Source organism: Psittacicella melopsittaci, from assembly GCF_003585925.1.
Lineage (GTDB): Bacteria > Pseudomonadota > Gammaproteobacteria > Enterobacterales > Psittacicellaceae > Psittacicella > Psittacicella melopsittaci.
On record NZ_NRJH01000012.1, the window covers coordinates 30903 to 48774 of the forward strand.

The window sequence follows — 17872 nt, forward strand, 5'->3', positions numbered from 1 at the left end:
TGCCCAACAATTAGGTGGAATTTTTTTATTCTACTTAATCAGTTCTTTAAATAACTTTTATCTTCTGCCTCTACCCTTAAATACTTTTTGCTGAACTTAAATATTTTTTACTATTATTTACCAGCCTTCTATATCTGTCCTTAAATACTTTTACCTCTCCTTTAATTACAAGCATAAAAAAAGACTATTACACTTTTAACAAAGTGTAGTAGTCTCCGTGAGGTTTGCTAAACAAATGGATTATAAAAACGTCCTTGATTAAGTTCCCAGCAAACAAAAACTGTAGCTAGAATTAATAAAGCAAGAACTATTACTAGATAATCGGTTACTTGCATTTTTCTTTGACTAATCCAAGTACGGCGTTTATTTTGCCCAAATCGGCGTAATTCCATTGCTTGGTTTATCGAGTCTATATTATTAAAGGAGTTAAGTAACAGAGGCATTACCTGTGCTACTATCGCTTTTACTCTTTGCCAGAAAGGTGCTTTACGCGATAAGTCTAAGCCACGAGCTTGTTGCGATTTACTGATTGCCTGATATTGAGCTTGCACATCAGGAATATAACGTAAGGTTAAAGCTACAGCATAGCTCAGACGATAACTTAAGCCGATTTGATTTAAACTCGAAGCAAACTGACTTGGGTTAGTAGTCATTAAAAAGGCAATAGCTAGAGGTACTGTACATATGTACTTGAGCACCATGTTAGCTAAAAAGAAAAACTCTTCGTAGGTAAACTGAAAATATCCCCAACCCGCAAATATCGGGTTATAGGTACCATACAGAGAGTTGCCATGCGTAGGATCAAAAACATACACCATGACAAGGTTTAATACCGAGAAAAAGAGAATAAATTTCACGACAAAGCTTATTTCAACATAGCGTATTTTAGAGAGCTTGAGAATAAGCAATGAACTTACGGAAATAAAGATTAATAATCTTGTATCGTAAGTTAACATCGAAGCAGTTACCACGATAATAAAATATAAGAGCTTAGCCGTAGAATGCAGGCGATGAACTAGCGAATTTTTAGGAATAAACCCCATTACATTGTTACTCATGATGCACTCTCCGATCGTAAGCAATAAATTTTTCCGTAAAGACTACAGGATTAGCCAAGCCCATACGTTGGGCTAAGACAAATAAGCTAGTTTCTTTTAAGGCAGCTTGTTTTACTAAACTTGGGTTAGTTAAAACTTTTACTGGCGTTGTATCAGAAACTATTTGTCCATTTACCATTACTATTGCACGGTGGGTATACTCGAGCATTAGATGCATGTCATGGGTCACCATAATAATAGTTACGCCAAGGCGGTTAATTTGTCTTAAAAACTCCATGAGCTCGGTATAGTGTTTATAATCTTGTCCTGCCGTAGGTTCATCTAAAATAATTACCTTAGGATCTAAGACTAAAATCGAAGCTATGGTTAAACGTTTTTTCTGGCCATAAGAAAGGGCGGATACGGGCCAGTTACGCATGGCATACAGACCACAAGTGCGCAGAACTTGATGAACGCGTGTTTCTACTTCTTTTTCTGGTACCTTACGAAAACGTAAGCCTAGAGCTACTTCATCGTAAATTTTTACTTGGGTAATCATTTGGTTAGGGTTTTGCATAACATAACCCACATGGTCGGCAATTTCTTTAATGCTCCAGGCTTGCATATTTTGCCCTTCCCAGCTTAGTTGCCCCTTGCTTGTCCGCTCAAAACCACAAATGATTTTTGCTAAAGTAGACTTCCCTGCTCCGTTTTTCCCCACCAGAGAAATCATTTCCCCTTTGCCTATTTCAAGATTTATATTTTTTAAAATCGTTGGCGTATCTTCACTATAAGCAAATGAAACCTTTTCTAGTTTAATCAGACTTTGGGCTTTTACTTGTGGCACTACTGCAGGTTGACTTGCTTGCCATTGGGCAAGTTTAGTTGCTATCTCAGCACCTGCTAAAGTATCTATCGACGCAATATTTTCTACTTGATCGAGGTCTACGCCAGCATAGCGTAAAGCCGTTACCCATAGAGGTTCACGTATGCCCAGCTCGGCTAGAGTGTTACTTTTGAGTAAAGCCTCTGGAGTTGTATCGGCTGCTATTTGCCCATGACTAAACACAATAATGCGGTCAACATTGGCAATTAACACATCTTCGAGACGGTGTTCAATAATTACAACTGTAGCTTGCGTTTGGGCTTGAATTTGAGCAATTAACTTAGTTGAATCTTGCCCTGAAGCTGGGTCAAGGTTTGCCAGTGGCTCATCAAAAAGTAAAATTGGCGTTTCATCAACAAGCACGCCTGCAAGGGATACACGTTGCTTTTGTCCCCCTGAAAGATCATGAGGAGATTTTTCTAAAAGTTCTTCTACGCCTACGGCTTTTGCCCATTTTTGTACTTGTTCTTGCATTTGCTCACGTGGGACACAAGAGTTTTCTAAGGCAAAGGCTATATCTTCTTCAACGGTAAGACCAACAAATTGATGGTCAGTATCTTGTAATACTGTACCTATAGAATTACTTAACTCAAAAAGCGAAGAGTTTTTTGTAACTACACCATTTACGGTTAATTCACCAGTTATTTTTCCTGGAAAGGCGTGAGGGATAAGTCCATTAATACAGTTACCAAGTGTACTTTTACCTGAACCTGAAGGTCCAAGAATTAATACTTTTTCCCCTGGATAAATATCGAGATTTATATCTTTTAACGTTGGCTCGGCTTGAGCATCATATTTAAAGTTAAAATTTTTAAATGAAATAATCGGTTGTTTGTCCATAGCGAAGGTTAAAGCAAGTACAGATGTACTTGCTTTATCTCATGTTTTTTATTTTTCTAATTCTAAAGCACCTGATTTAGTACGAGTTCTAGCGTAAACTGCTAATAAAACTGTACCAATAATCCCTACTGATAGTGCATTACCAATAGCTGCTACTATACCTTGAAGGTATACTTTGTTAGTTGGTTCAGCGTAAACTGCCGTATCTATGGAAGGAGCTACTACTCCCCAAAGTATTAAATTGGCAATGACTTGGATAACATTAAAGATAATAGCTTGTTTTACTGTAAAGTAACCTGCTAAGAGTTTTTTACCATCAACTGCATAACCTAAAACTACACCAAGTAGAGCTGAACAACTAATCCAGCTAAACCAAGCTGTACCATATTGGGTAACGTCATTTAAGAAATGCCCAATAAACGCTGCTACACCAGCAGCAAATGGACCAAAAATACCTGCAAATAAAGCTAAAAAGCCATATGCCGTTTGTAGTTTAGTATTTGGTACTGGAGTTGGTAACATCACAAAACGCATTAAAATTAAAATTATTGCCGCCCCAATTCCTATTGCCACAACCGTTTTTACCGGATTACGTTTAGTTGCTGTCGCCATGAAAATAACTCCTTACAAAAAATTATAACATTTACTATGCTTGCGCAATCTGAGATTTACGAATCTCAATACTCCACTCAACCCCTGTACCTATATGGTATAACCGGCTAAATGAATCCTGGTTAACTGCCACTCCCACGTTCAGAAGTGAGTTAATATAAACTAGAGGTTCGCCAATGTTTACATCTGAGAAAACCTTAGCAAACTTCATTACGTTTTGGTAAACCTTAATGCCATTATGGTAAATAGAAACTACTACATCTTCACCACTTTTAACTTCGAGTTCACGTAATAGGCCTAAGGGAATATTGGTCCATAAGCTCCCAAAACGTATATCTAAAATATCGATAATACCACGTGCAATGCCGTCTTCTACGCGAGCATCTACAATAGGTATACATGTAACCTTGTCAAGCGGAACAACCGTTCCTAAGTCTTCAAATGACACTAAGCCAGCTGCTAAACGAGCTCCATTAAAAGCATATACATCACGACCATGAAACGTATGACTTTCTCCCGAATGCGGTAAACGAGAAACTAATTCATCAATTTGGCGCACTTCTTCTAAGCCAATGTAGTGAGCTAAGTGACTTAAAGTACCATTATCTGGGGTAATTACAATTTGTCCATTTTTTGTTTTAGCCACAAAACTACGGCGCGTCGAGCCTACACCAGGGTCAACTACAGAAACAAAAACTGTGCCTTTTGGCCAATAAGGAACTGTTTGTAATAAACGATAAGAAGCAGCCCAAATATCATAGGGAGGAATATCGTGAGTTAAATCATGCACGCGTAATTCAGGATCTACTTGAGCAGCTACACCATACATTGCACTAACTGCACCGTCACCTAAACCAAAGTCTGTTTGTAATACTAATGCGTGTTTTGTCATTTGATTTTTTCCTTAACTTTTCTATGTAATTGTCTTAAAAATTTTATTTTTGCCAAAATTTAGGTAGACTAACCCCAAGTAGTGGGACTACCTCTAGATATAACAAAATAAAATGTGGTCTTGAGAGATTTTCTCTAAGTTAATTTAGATTTTAGGTACAGTTTGTTTAGGGATAAAACCTACCTAAAAAAGTAGAAACATACTAAGGGAGTTTGCCTAGCCGGCAAAAGATAAAATTTGGATTTTATATAAGATAAGAATTTATCGTTAAATTTTTAAGTCAGCTTTGTCGACAAAGCTAACTTAACAAGCTCAAGCTTGCTAGTGCTTTGTTAAACTTTACATTCGCTCATTAACAAAAACTAGTTTTTTCATTTGATACTCTTTTATAACGAAAATTTATTTGGAAGATTAAAGAATGTAAATAGCCAAGCAAAAGAAGTGAAGGGTGCTTAACTATTGTAATAAATTTAGTCTAGCAAATTTCTTTTCGAAATAAAAGTATAAAATATAAAAAAAATTTAACTTTTTTCTTAAAAGCTTGTTATTTAAGCTTTTTATAGCAAAGGAAAGACATTTGATTTGATTTTTTATAAGGCATTTTTTATGCCTAAAGTATAGCAAATTTTTTTCATTACGGGGCAATTTTCTTGCCTTTATTTTCTTCTCAGGCAAGTTTGTAATTTTAGAGCTATCTCTCGGAGAGAGGCATTGTAACTAGGGAGCGAGAAGGGAGTTTTAGTGCTTTAATAATTCACTTAAGAGCTTTTATATCTTGCTTATTTACTTATCTGCTTATTCGCTTATTTTGTGAACACGAGTCTTTGTGGTGAGAGAAGAATAAAAAAGAAACAATTTTTGCTTTAAGAGAGGAGAGGGCACTCGGCTTGCTGTAAGAGATAAAAGGAGCACTATTTGCTGTGATAGAGGAGAGGGGAACTCTCTTGGCTTTAATAGAAGAAATGTGAACTCTCTTTGTTTTGATAGGGCAAAAGTGTTGGGGGATCTTGCTTTAATAAGGAAGAGGGGATCTCTTTGCTTTATAGAAGAAAGGCTACTGCTATTACTGTTAGAGAAGAGAAGGAAGAGAAGAGAACACTAGCTTCTGTGAGATAAGAAAGGAGACATTATTTACTGTAAGAAAAAAGAAAAATATAACTCATTGCCTTAATAAGAAGCAGTCTCTTCTTTTGCTTAAATATTATTTAGCTACTCAGAGAAAAATTTATTTTTGCTCTTAACTTTGTTTTTTTTAGTTTGAGAACTCACTTTTTCTTTTTGCCTGCCTTAATTTCTCCCCTAATTTACGGAAAAACTCCAACTTCCTTGCCTAAGTGGCTAAAAGTACCTAATTTGCTCTTAAACTCAAGAACTTAGCACCTTAACAAAGGCAAGTAAGAATTGTTCTTCTTAATTTCCTTACTTAAAGTAAGTAAATTGGCTTTATTTCACTTTTTGCTCTATAATATACCGTGGCAAGTTATAACTTTTTTCTGGCAAATTTTCCTTTTTAGGTCTAGTTAGATAGAAAATAATTCCAATTAAAGATCAGTAACTTAGATTTAAGAATTTTATTTTGGCACCCTAATCTTTTTCTAAAAAAAGTTAAAACTTTTTCCTTTTTTGCTTGTCTAACTAGGTAAGAGAAAATACCTCTAGAAATTAATTAAGTTGAAGTTTTAATCTTTAACATAACAAACTCTCACAATCTCATCTTTTAGGTCTGGCAACCGTCTGTAATCTGTCTTACAAATATCCCAACAATATTTTCAACTTAATTCCTTTATAGAGTTATTTTTAATTAGTTCACACATTAGAAAGAGCTAGCTTAAGCTAGTTCCTGTTTAGAAAATTTACATCCAATAATACTACCCATGAATAGAATATATCGACTAAAATTAAATGATCAGGGACGCTTAGTTGTCGTTTCTGAAATCTGCAATCATGCAGGTAAAACCACAGGTGCGGTTCAAAGCACCCCAGTTGAGCTAGAGGACTATACTCTCTCAACAGAAGATAATTTAAAAATTTCGCGTATTGCCCGTCAAGGCACTAATACATTTACATCTAGCATCTGCCAACTTACAAAACGAGCTGGTAGAGCCCTAGGCATGTCTGCAACTTTAGCTATAGCTCTATTGGGTAGTATGAGCTTAAGCGCTAAAGCACTTGCTATTAGTGGGGATCCTAGCGTAATCGCAGGTAAAGCCCAAATCGATGTAAATGGCCTAGTTACTAATATTACTTCGGTTACTGATCGTACAATTATTGATTGGAAAACTTTCAATATCGGAGTAAACGAAATCTATAACTTTATCCAAAACTCTGCGGACTCAGCAGTACTTAACCGTGTTCTTGGTGGTCAAGTATCACAAATTCTTGGTACCCTAAGATCAAACGGACAAGTATTTATTGTTAACCCAGCAGGGATAGTGTTTGGTAAAACAGCTACAGTTGACGTAAACTCTTTAGTAGCTTCAACTCTTGATATTAGCAATGAAGACTTCTTAGCTGGCAAGTTAAACTTTAACTCTAGCAATGATGAAAAAATAGCAGCTATTTTAAACCAAGGTCTTATTAGCGTTGATAAAAATGGTCACATTGCCTTAGTAGGTGGTCAAGTAGTAAACAACGGTATTCTAAAAAGTGAAAACGGTAATGTTTTCTTACTTGCAGGTCAATCAATTCAAATTAGTGACTTTAACAACCCACAAATTGTTTACACCATTAAAGCAGGTAACCAAGCGGTTAACCTTGGAGAAATCTTTGCGGGTAAACAAGGTTTAGTATTTGGTCACCAAGTAATTAACCAAGGAACAATTAAAGCAAATGTTTCAGCTAATGGTAGTGTAGAACTTTACGCTTTAGGTGAAGGTTCGGGTACTTATGTGCCTAGCACTAACACTATTAGTGTAAGTGCTAAAGGCGAAGAACAAGGGGTTGTAATTAACAATGGTACTCTTGTTGGTCAGCAAGTTAAAGTAAATGGTGACAATATCTATTTACTTGGCAACTCAAGCATTCAAGCTCAAGCTAATGGTGAGCAAGCAGGTAAAGTTGCTATTGGTGGCTTAAACCAAGTTGGTAATGTTGCTGCTTTAGCTAAAGATGATAGCCAACTTAAAGCTCAAAAATTAGTAGTTAATAAAAACGCAACTACTCGTGCCCAAGGAACAAGCAAACAAGGTGGAGAAATCCTTGCTTATGCTAATGTAGCTTACTTTGCGGGTAACTGGGAAACTACTGACAAGGCTGGCTTAGTAGAAACTTCTGCTAACCACGCTTACTTTAGTGATGACTTTAATGTAAGCACTAACGGTGGGACTTGGTTATTAGACCCATTAAACATTAATGTAGTTAATGGTACAGCTCTTAACTACAATGTAAGCGATAACACTAATGTAATTTACGATTATAATCTGCAAGCTGATGGCTCAGTTCTCATTCACTATATTAATAATGATTACAGCAATCTAGTTGCAGATACTTCAAGCACTAATTATAGCTTAAGTCTTACTGATAGCTTTATTAACAAGCGTTTAGAGCAAAATCACGTTTACCTCTATACTCCAGATGGTAACGTAAGCTTTACTGATGCGGTAATTACTGGCTCTGATTTAAGCTTTGATTTCTATGTTTTTGCTCGTCAAGGTAATATTAGTCTTTACAATACTACTATTAACATTAGTAATAAAGATGCCGCAGTTAACCTAGTTGCAGGTAACTCAATTTACCTTAATAACAGTAACGTTACCGCAGCTAACCAAACTTACGCAGCGGTAAGAAGAATTGTTGTAGATAATACTACCCTTACTGGTAACTTAAGCTTCGCTACTGGTAGCAATGTATTTGAGAACTGGGAAGATACTATTTCTGGTTTAAATCCAGGTGGTACTTTTAACTATTCGCAAACTTCAACAACAAACGCTGGTGCAGATCAAGATACAAGCTCAACTGGAACTAAAGAAGCTATTCCTGATCCAAATGAACAAGTAGATAGCACAGCTAGCGAATATCGCTCAGGCTTTGCTTACTCAATTGCCGAAAGTGATCGTACCATTCAATTTACTAATTCGACTTTAAATATTACTAATGCAAATGCAAGCATTAACACTAATGGAACCATTGGTTTTAGTAATGTAACAGTGCTTGGTAATGCTAATAGTGTGGTTGCTGATGGTACTACTGCAAGTCAAGATTTAGTAAAAAGATTAAGTGCGTATAGAAGTAATTTAAACATTACTTCTGGTCGTGGTGTGCTCTTTGAAGGTAACTTTGCGGTTAACAGTGCTTTAGTTAACCTAAACGCAACTTCAACTGATGAAACTGTAGTGGCTATTACCTTTACTGCAGGTACAGCTCTCAATGCAACTAACAATGGGGTTATTAACCTCTTTGCCACATCGAGCAACGGGTCAACTGCTATAAGTTACCTCAGTAAAAACCGCTATCAAGCAACTTATGATAACGGAACTTATATAGATCCAGATCTGCAAGATACCGTGAACTTAAGCGGACGCTTCTTTATTACCGCTAAAGTAACGAACGAAGACTATGCTCTTTCTTCAATTGCAGATCTTACAGATGCAACTCTTAATTTAGATAATGCTAACTTAACGCTAATGTATTACAACTCAGATACTATTAGTCGCTTAAGTAGTCTCTATTTTAAAGATATTAATCTAACAAATAAATCAACGCTCTATACTTTTAACCTCAACAACAATGGTGAGTTTACTTCCCTAACTGAAAGAGGTAACCCAGTTATTATTTACGGTAACGTAAGCGTAACTAATAACTCTTTATTACGTCTTAACTCTCGTGGTGGCGTGTATTTTTCAAGCATGAACTACGATGACGATGGGGAACTTGTTAAAAGTAAATTCTATATAGAGCAAGGGTCTTATTTTAATAGTTATTCGCCGACCATTATTTTTGAAGACTATGAAGTAGATATCCAAGGTGCTTCTAACATTGGTGAGTACCAACCGAACCAAAGTATTAATCTAATCTTCAAAAACGTAGATGCAAACCTTTCTGGGGTTAACCTCGTAAACTTAAATAATTTATCGGCAACTTTTGTAGATAGTAATGTTAGTGACTTTAACCTAAGTGCGACAGCTTTAAAAGCTTTCCAACTTTATAGTGAAAACTCTAAGTACATTAACTCTACGGTAAATATTAATAGCACAGGTGAGGCTAACTTATATTTTCTCAGCACTACTTTTAATAATACAAATGTAGATGTTAAAGGGGCTTCTGTTTTTGCTAACCGTATTTGTGCAAGTGAAGTAGCACACATTAACCTAACTAATAACTCTACCCTGAACTTTACTACAGGTAATGCAACCTCTGATGGTTTTGTGGATGCTGGAGTTTTAACTTTAGGTAACCTAAATATTACTAGTGACAACACGAATAATAGCCTAAACTTTAGTGCTAAAGAGCTTAACTTTGCGGGAACTCTTGGTTATAGTGCGAATGTAGCTTTACAAAACTACACGGCAAATAACATAACGGTTAACAATAAACTTAACCTAACGGCAAGAAATGAAGCAAGCAAGGCAATTGCTGAGCGTGTTTTAGGTACCGAGGATAATGAACAAAAAACTTCAGGTATCTACTTTACGGGTTACAACATTAGCGTGAACAACAACCTCACGGCTAATGCAGATGTGCTTGATTTCCACGCAACGCAAAGCTTAAATATTGCTGGTAAAGTTAATGTTACAGGTCAAGTTTACCTCGGAGATTACCGTAGTAAAAACGACTTCCAAGGTACAGGTACAGGTCTAAACCAATACTCTACCTACAATGTTAACCTCACAGGGGAGTTAAATGTTGAAGGTGATATTACTGCTCGTAATAACATTACCCTAGATAACGGGGGTAGCCTCAATGTTAGTAATAACCTAACTTCAGATAGTAACATTATTAACCAAAACGGCTCTGTTACGGCAAATAACATCACCGCTAACTTCTATGTACAAAGAAACGGTAGCACTAAAGTTAACCATACCCTAAAAGTGTCACGTAACTTTGTAGCTGCTGTAGGTACAGTTGATATTAATTCCTTAACGGCAACCAATATAACCCTAAGCAGTAGAAATGCTCTGCAAATTAAAAACCTAGACTATACCACCAACCTAAATATTATCGGTGGAGCAAGTCTAACTGCCAATAATGTAACTGCAGGTGCTCAAGCTACAACTAATATTGCAGGTAACTTAACTGTAACTGAATCTCTTAAAGTAAATGATATTACTCTTGACGGTGGTAGCCTCACTTCACAAGGGCAAACAAGTATAACCGGTGACTTTAATGCTACAGATGCAAGCATTAATCTCGGTGACTTTACCTATAGCAAAGCATTTAACTTTACTAATACAAGCTTAAATGCAAGCAACCTCAACCTTGAACAATTCCAAGCAACGGCAGGTAATAGCTTTAATGTAACAGGCACTCTAACTGCCAAAGATGTAGAAATCGATGGAGCAAATGTAAGTGCTGGTACTCTAGTAGCTGCTGAAGGTAATGTAGATGTTAAAAACAACTCTAACCTGACAGTAACGCAAAACTTAATTACCAAAGAGTTTAACGCAGAAAATGCAAGCTTAGATCTTGCTAACGTTGCCGTAAATAAATTTAGCACTAAAGATGTAGAGCTAAATAGTACTGGTCTAATTAACGCTCCAGAAGTAGTTTTAGGAGAAAATACAACCGCTTCTTTAACTAACTTAAATGCAACTAACATTAATGTAACTGGTGCGAAAACAAACGTTAAAATTAGCCATAACTTAAGCAGTGAAAACCTAACCGTTACTCAGAACGCTAACCTTAGCACTGATAACGCTTCGGTAGGACAAAGCTTTAACGTAACTGAAGGTGGTCAAGTTGTTGTAACTGGTAAAACTGTAGCTCACAATATTACAGTTAAAGACTACAACTCTAATGCAGCATTTAGTGAGATTACGGCAACTACAATTGACATTAGCGAAAATGGAAAAGCTTACCTCGGCGTAGCTGATATTAATACCCTAAATACTTCAGGGATTAGTACTGAAGTTTACGCAACAAATATTGCGGCAACTAATGTTAACGTTGATGAAGACTCACGTCTGCAAGTAGATAACCAAATTAGAACCACAAATCTAAATGTTGGTGGTCGTGCAACTTTAGTGGCTATAAATGCTACAGCTAATGAAGTAAACATTAGTGGCAACAGTTGGGCAAGTATTGATAATATCCAAGCAACTAACATTAGCGTAAAAGATTATGCAGGTGCTTTACTCTTTAACACTAGTGCAACTAATATAGTTGTTGAAGATAATTCTTATGCAGATTTTTGCCAAGCAAATACTTACAACCTTACGGTAACTGACTCAAACGTTAGTTTCTATACGGCTAACATTACAAAAAATCTAACTCTAACTAACAGTAGCCTTAAAGCTGAAGAATATGTTAGATCTTTAGATGAGATTAACCTCAACGGTAGTAATCTCACCACCAAAGACCTTGCGGTAGTTAATCTAACGGCAAGCAACTCAGCAAACATTACCGTAAACCAAAGCTTAAGAGGAACTAACATTTCTCTTAACAATAGTAAGCTTGCGGTAGCCGAAGATGTAGTGGCACAAAACGCTCTGATTACTAACGAGAGTGCGATAAAAGCAGGTAATTTAACTGCTGCACATCAGCTTAATGTTGATAACGCACAAGTTGAAGTTAACCATAGTATTAATGCAGGTGAGACTCAGTTTAGCCAAGCTAAAGTACAGGCAACTAACTTAACCAGCGACAAGTTAACTGTTCAAGGTTCAGATGTAGATTTAACTAACCTAACCGTAGCTGAGACTACAAGCATCGACAAAAATGCTAACCTAAATGCAACTAGTATCCGTACTGATGCTCTGGTAGTTGACCAAGCTAATGTAAGTGCAAACAACATTGCGGTTAATACAAGTGTAACTTTAACTAACCAAGCTAAAGTTAAAGCTAGCGATAGCCTTACTTCTATGGCTATTGACCTCAACAACGCAAGTATTGAAGCAGGTGACCTCACTACTTCAACGGCAAAAATTGCTAACGATAGCCAAGTTAATGCAACTAATACCTTTATTGCAAACGAACTAACTATCGACAACTCTAACCTCAAAGCAAATAATGCTGTGGTTAATAGTACAGCAACTCTTTCTAACACCGCAAATGTTGAAGCAAATAATAACTTTACCGCTCGTGCTGTTAAAGTAGATAACGCTAGCCTCGCGGCAAATAATCTCAGCGTTGCTTTTGACATTGAAGCAAGCAATCACAGTGAAATTACCGCAAAAGATACTATCTCTGCGAATATCCTCAGAGGTAATAATGTAAGCATTAGTGCTAATGATATTGACGTAAAATACGAAATATCTTTAACTAATAACTCTGCGGTAGAAGCTACAGGTAATGTAAGTGCAATTAACTTAGAAGTATTCAACTCAAGCTTAGATGCAGGTAACTTAAGTCTAAGTCAAAGTGCTAACTTTGCTGATAACGCTAAAGTAAAAGTAAGCGATACATTTGATACATATTATCTGGTTGCTAATAACTCTACTTTAGAAGCAGGGGATCTAAGTGTAGAAACAACTGCTTTACTAAATAACACTAATGTTACTCTTGATGGTGATCTTTCTGCACAAGCTCTCGTAGCTAACAACACTAATCTAAGTGCAGATAATGTTAGTGTTACAGGTGATCTAGTAGTAGATAATGGTAAAGTATCAGCGCGTGATACTATTGAAGCAGAAAACTTTAATGCTTCTAATACCACAGTAACGGCAGCTAACCTTGAGGTAGAAAACAACGCTAGCCTCTCTAATGGCACAAAAGTTACTGTAACTGATACTTTAAGTGCAGCTAACCTTGAAGCTAATCAAGTTAAAGTTGAAACTGCAAACCTTAGTGTAACTAATAACCTTAGCCTCACTAGCGACACTACAGTTACTGCAAGTGATACTTTAAGTGCAGGTAACTTAACTGCCGATAATGTAACTGTAAACTCTAATAAAGTTGTTGTAGATAATGACGCAACTTTAACTAATGTTTCAGTTACTGCTAAAAATGATCTAAGTGTAGGTGGTAACTTCAACTCTGCAGATACAGATGTAACTGCAAATAACGTTAATGTTGGCAAGGATGCTACTTTAACTAACGGTACAGTTACTGCTAAAAATGATCTAACTGTAGGTGGTAACCTTAAAGCTGAAAAAGTTAACCTAAACGCTAACAACCTTAAAGTAGAAAATGATACTACTTTAACTGATGGTACAGTTACTGTAGGTAACGATCTAACTGTAGGTGGAAACCTCAAAGCTGACAAAGTATCTGTAAACGCTAACAACCTAGAAGTAGGTGCAGACGCTACTTTAACTAACGGTTCAGTTACTACTGAAAATAACTTAAGTGTTGGTGGCAATCTTGAAGCAAACACTGTAGACTTAAAAGCTAATAACCTTACAGTTGCTCAAGATGTTACTCTAACTAATCTTACAGTTACTGCAAATAACGACCTAAATGTAGGTGGTAACCTTAACGCAGATAGAGTAGCTGTAAACGCTAATAACCTTACAGTAGCCGAAGATGCTACTCTAACTAATGGTCCAGTTGCTTTAGGTAATGACCTAAGTGTAGGTGGTAACCTTAAAACAGAAAATGTAGTTGTAAACGCTAATGATGTTACTGTTGAAGGTGATGCTACTTTAAGTAAGGGTGCAGTTTATGCTCGTAATGATCTAAGTGTTGGTGGTAGCCTCAACGCAGAAAATGTAAACTTAAACGCTAACAACAACGTTAAAGTAAACGAAGATGCTACTTTAACTAATGGTACAGTTACTGCTGGTAATGACTTAAGTGTTGGTGGTAGCCTCAACTCAGAAAATGTTGACTTAAGTGCTAACAACCTTACTGTTAACAAGGACGCTACTTTAACTAACGGTACAGTTACTGCTGGTAATGACCTAAGTGTTGGTGGTAGCCTCAACGCAGAAGAAGTAGACTTAAGTGCTAACAACCTTACTGTTAACAAGGACGCTACTTTAACTAACGGTACAGTTACTGCAGGTAATGACCTAAGTGTTGGTGGTAACCTCAATACTGATAAAGTAGATGTAAGTGCAAATGACCTTACAGTTAACGGGGACGCTACTTTAACTAACGGTACAGTTACTGCAACTAACGACCTAAGTGTCGGCGGTAACCTCAATACTGATAAAGTAGATGTAAGTGCAAATGACCTTACAGTTAACGGGGACGCTACTTTAACTAACGGTACAGTTACTGCAACTAACGACTTAAGTGTTGGTGGTAACCTTAAAGCAGATAATGTAGATGTAACTGCTAACTACGTTACTGTTGGTAAAGAAGCTACTTTAACTAATGTTACTGTTACAGCAAGCGGTGATGTTAACGCTAATAGCTTAACAGCTGACAATGTAACTGTTACAGCAACTAACCTTGAGGTAGAAAACAACGCTAGCCTAACTAACGATACATCAGTTACGGTTACCGATACCTTAAGTGCAGGTAACTTAACTGCTGATAACACAACACTTAACGCTAATGACGTTAAAGTAGACAAAGATGCTAGTTTAACTGACGTTACCGTTAAAGCTGGTAATGACCTAAGTGTTGGTGGTAACCTTAAAGCAGATAATGTAGATGTAACTGCTAACGACGTTACTGTTGGTAAAGAAGCTACTTTAATTAATGTTACAGTTACAGCAGGTGGCGATGTTAAAGCTGGTAGCTTAACAGCTAACAATGCAACTGTTACAGCAAATGACGTTAAAGTAGATAATGACGCAACTTTAACCGACGTTACAGTTAATGCTAACGGCGATCTGTCTGCTGGTAGCTTAACAGCTAACAATGCAACTGTTACAGCAAATGACGTTAAAGTAGATAATGACGCAACTTTAACTGACGTTACAGTTAATGCTAACGGCGATCTGTCTGCTGGTAGCTTAACAGCTAACAATGCAACTGTTACAGCAAATGACGTTACAGTTAAAAACAACGCTACTTTAACTGACACTACAGTTAATGCTAACGGTGATGTGTCTGCTGGTAACCTAACTGCAGATAATGTAACTGTTACAGCAAATGACGTTACAGTTGACAACAACGCTACTTTAACTGACTCTACAGTTAAAGCTGACGGTGATGTATCTGCTGGTAACTTAACCGCTGACAATGTAACCTTATCTGCTAACAACGTTAACGTAGTAAACAACACTACTTTAACTAGTGGTACTACAGTTACTGCTAATGGTGATATTACTACAGATAACCTCACTGCTGACAATTCAAGTCTAAGTGCAGATAATGTTGTAGTAGGATCTACCGCTACTTTAACTAACGGTACAAGCGTAAGTGCTTCAGATACAATTAATGCGGGTGACCTAATTGCTGATAATGTAGCTCTATCTGCAACTAACGTTATCATTGAAAACACAGCGGTGTTAACCAATGGTACAACTGTAACAGCAAGTGATACTGTAAGTGCAACTAACCTTGAAGTAGATAACTCAAGTGTAGAAGCAACTAATGTTATAGCAGAAGAAGATGCTAATGTAACCAACAACTCTAACGTTTCAGCTAAAGAAAATCTTGAAGCTGGTAATCTAACCGTAGATAGTAGTAGTGTTAATGCTAACAACCTCAGTGGTAACAATGTAAATCTAGGTAATGAATCTAACCTCAACATTGTTGATAGTATTAACTTAAATGATACATTTACATCTGTAAACAGTAATGCAACTACAGTTAACCTCAATGCCTCAAGCATTGACGTAAGCGAAGGTAGTGAGCTTAACGTTTATGGTAATGCAAATACAGATGAGCTTACAGTTAACTCTAACTCAAGTATCAATGTTACAGGTGCACTTACCTCAAATCGCACAGATTTAGATAACGCAACCGTTAACCTAAACTCAGCGTTCTTAGGTGCAGTAAATATTGATAACTCAAATGTTACGGCAGTAAACCTCAGTACCGAAGATGCTAAGATCAATAACTCAGCTCTTTCAGCTTCAAATATTGATATTACAGGTAACACAAGCATTAACGGTACTAGTGTAAATGCTGGACAGTTTGATATAAGTGGTACTAAAGTTGAGATTAGTGGCAGTACCGTTTCTACTAACGCAACAAATATTAATGCTACAGATACAGATATTTCGGGCAGTATTTTTGCAAGAGATAATTTAAACATTAACTCTGCAGATACTAATATCTCTGATAGTGATTTAAGTGCGGTAGAAAACTTTACTTCAAATGGTCGTAACCTTACTATAGATGCTTCTAGTGCTTCGGCTGGTAATGTAACCATTAACGCTAGCGATTCATTAACTGTTGGTAATGGAAGTCTTGTTAATGCAGTTAACCTCTCTATTAACACAAGTAACTTCAATGGTGATTCTAGCGCCTTCAACTTTACTAATGGTGATGTAACTTGTAGCGTATCTAGTCCAGGCTGTGCAAATCTCTATAAATCCATTACAGGTAACGATCTTGTACCAGATAACGTAGGCAACGTTATTAAAGAAGTTGACTCATCTATGATCGAAGATACTAAAAAAGCTACAGACGTTTACTCATCGTCTACAGCTTATGAAATCGGTAATAGTGCAGTTAACGCAAATGGTACAGTTGGTGTAAGCGGTGACGGTACTGACACTGATGATTTAGAGAACTCAACTAACCGTAGCTTAGCGGATACAGATACAGGTGATAGCATTAGCTCTGATCAACAATCTGTAACTACTTCACCTGATGCAAATTCATCTAGCGATGAAGACACTAGCATCGATATTGTTGCTACTAAAGATCCTGTGGCTCCAAGCAAGGATATAGATCGTGCTAACGATAGCAATCAATTTAAAGATGTTGTAGATGCAGGTAATGGTTACAATGATCTAACTCCAAATGGACAAGAGCTCTTCCCTGAATCTAAAGTTCCTAGTCAAGAAACTTTAGATGAAGTTAAAGGATCTGGTATTGCGCAACAAGCTTTACCATATGGTGAATCTGATGTAAGCTTCCGTTCTATAAGTAAAGTTAACATTAATGCTGTATTTGCGGCTGCTCGTCAAAAAGCAAGTGTTGACTTAAGTGCAAGCTTAGATGACTTTAACCAAGCAAACGAAGATGCTACAGGTGAAAGTCAAGTTAGCGAAAGCGACTTAGAAGCGACAGCAACAACAGGTCAAGGTATGGATCCTACTCGTCCTTACGGTATGTCAGTAGGTGAGTACACGCATATGGTACGTAACCTTACTCCTGAAGCTACTGAAGTTCTCGTTAAAACTTCAAATGACTTTGGTTTAGGTGCACAAGGTATGACTTACAACAATCCTGGTATCCAGTTAGTAGATCAAGCTCAAACTTGTTCTCCTCTCTCTTCAGCAAATGCTCTAAGCGTTTGTTATGCTCCAGGTAGTGTGCTTCCAGGAAGCCTCAACCTCAATGTAAGCAACCCAGGAAATAATGTAGTTGTTCCTCTTGCTCCGACACAAAACAATAAATAAGTTGAAAGTCCAGTTAGAAAAATCTAACTGGACTTTTTTT

5 protein-coding genes are annotated in these 17872 nt (G+C 36.9%); 1 reads left to right on the forward strand and 4 read right to left on the reverse strand.

Going from position 1 to position 17872, the window contains the following annotated elements:
* Window positions 1-227: 227 nt before the first annotated feature.
* The 4 genes from CJP74_RS01205 to CJP74_RS01220 are packed head-to-tail and all read right to left on the reverse strand — an operon-like array spanning window position 228 to window position 4267.
* On the reverse strand, window positions 228-1058 hold the full coding sequence (locus CJP74_RS01205) for an energy-coupling factor transporter transmembrane component T family protein (protein ID WP_119496455.1): 831 nt from the start codon (window positions 1056-1058) through the stop codon (window positions 228-230).
* Window positions 1051-2763 carry an ABC transporter ATP-binding protein gene (locus CJP74_RS01210; protein WP_119496456.1) on the reverse strand — a complete coding sequence of 571 codons (1713 nt, stop codon included), beginning with the start codon at window positions 2761-2763 and terminating at the stop codon, window positions 1051-1053. The genes CJP74_RS01205 and CJP74_RS01210 overlap by 8 nt, the downstream gene beginning before the upstream one ends.
* Before the next feature lie 48 nt (window positions 2764-2811).
* Window positions 2812-3375 (reverse strand): ECF-type riboflavin transporter substrate-binding protein, encoded by a 564-nt coding sequence (locus tag CJP74_RS01215; RefSeq protein ID WP_119496457.1) that lies wholly within the window; start codon window positions 3373-3375, stop codon window positions 2812-2814.
* Between the two features lie 34 nt (window positions 3376-3409).
* Window positions 3410-4267, reverse strand: coding sequence for an SAM hydrolase/SAM-dependent halogenase family protein (locus CJP74_RS01220; RefSeq protein ID WP_119496458.1), 858 nt, complete (start codon window positions 4265-4267; stop codon window positions 3410-3412).
* 1874 nt (window positions 4268-6141) lie between these two features.
* Here CJP74_RS01220 and CJP74_RS01225 point away from each other — a divergent pair.
* On the forward strand, window positions 6142-17832 hold the full coding sequence (locus tag CJP74_RS01225; protein ID WP_119496459.1) for an ESPR-type extended signal peptide-containing protein: 11691 nt from the start codon (window positions 6142-6144) through the stop codon (window positions 17830-17832).
* Window positions 17833-17872: the final 40 nt, after the last annotated feature.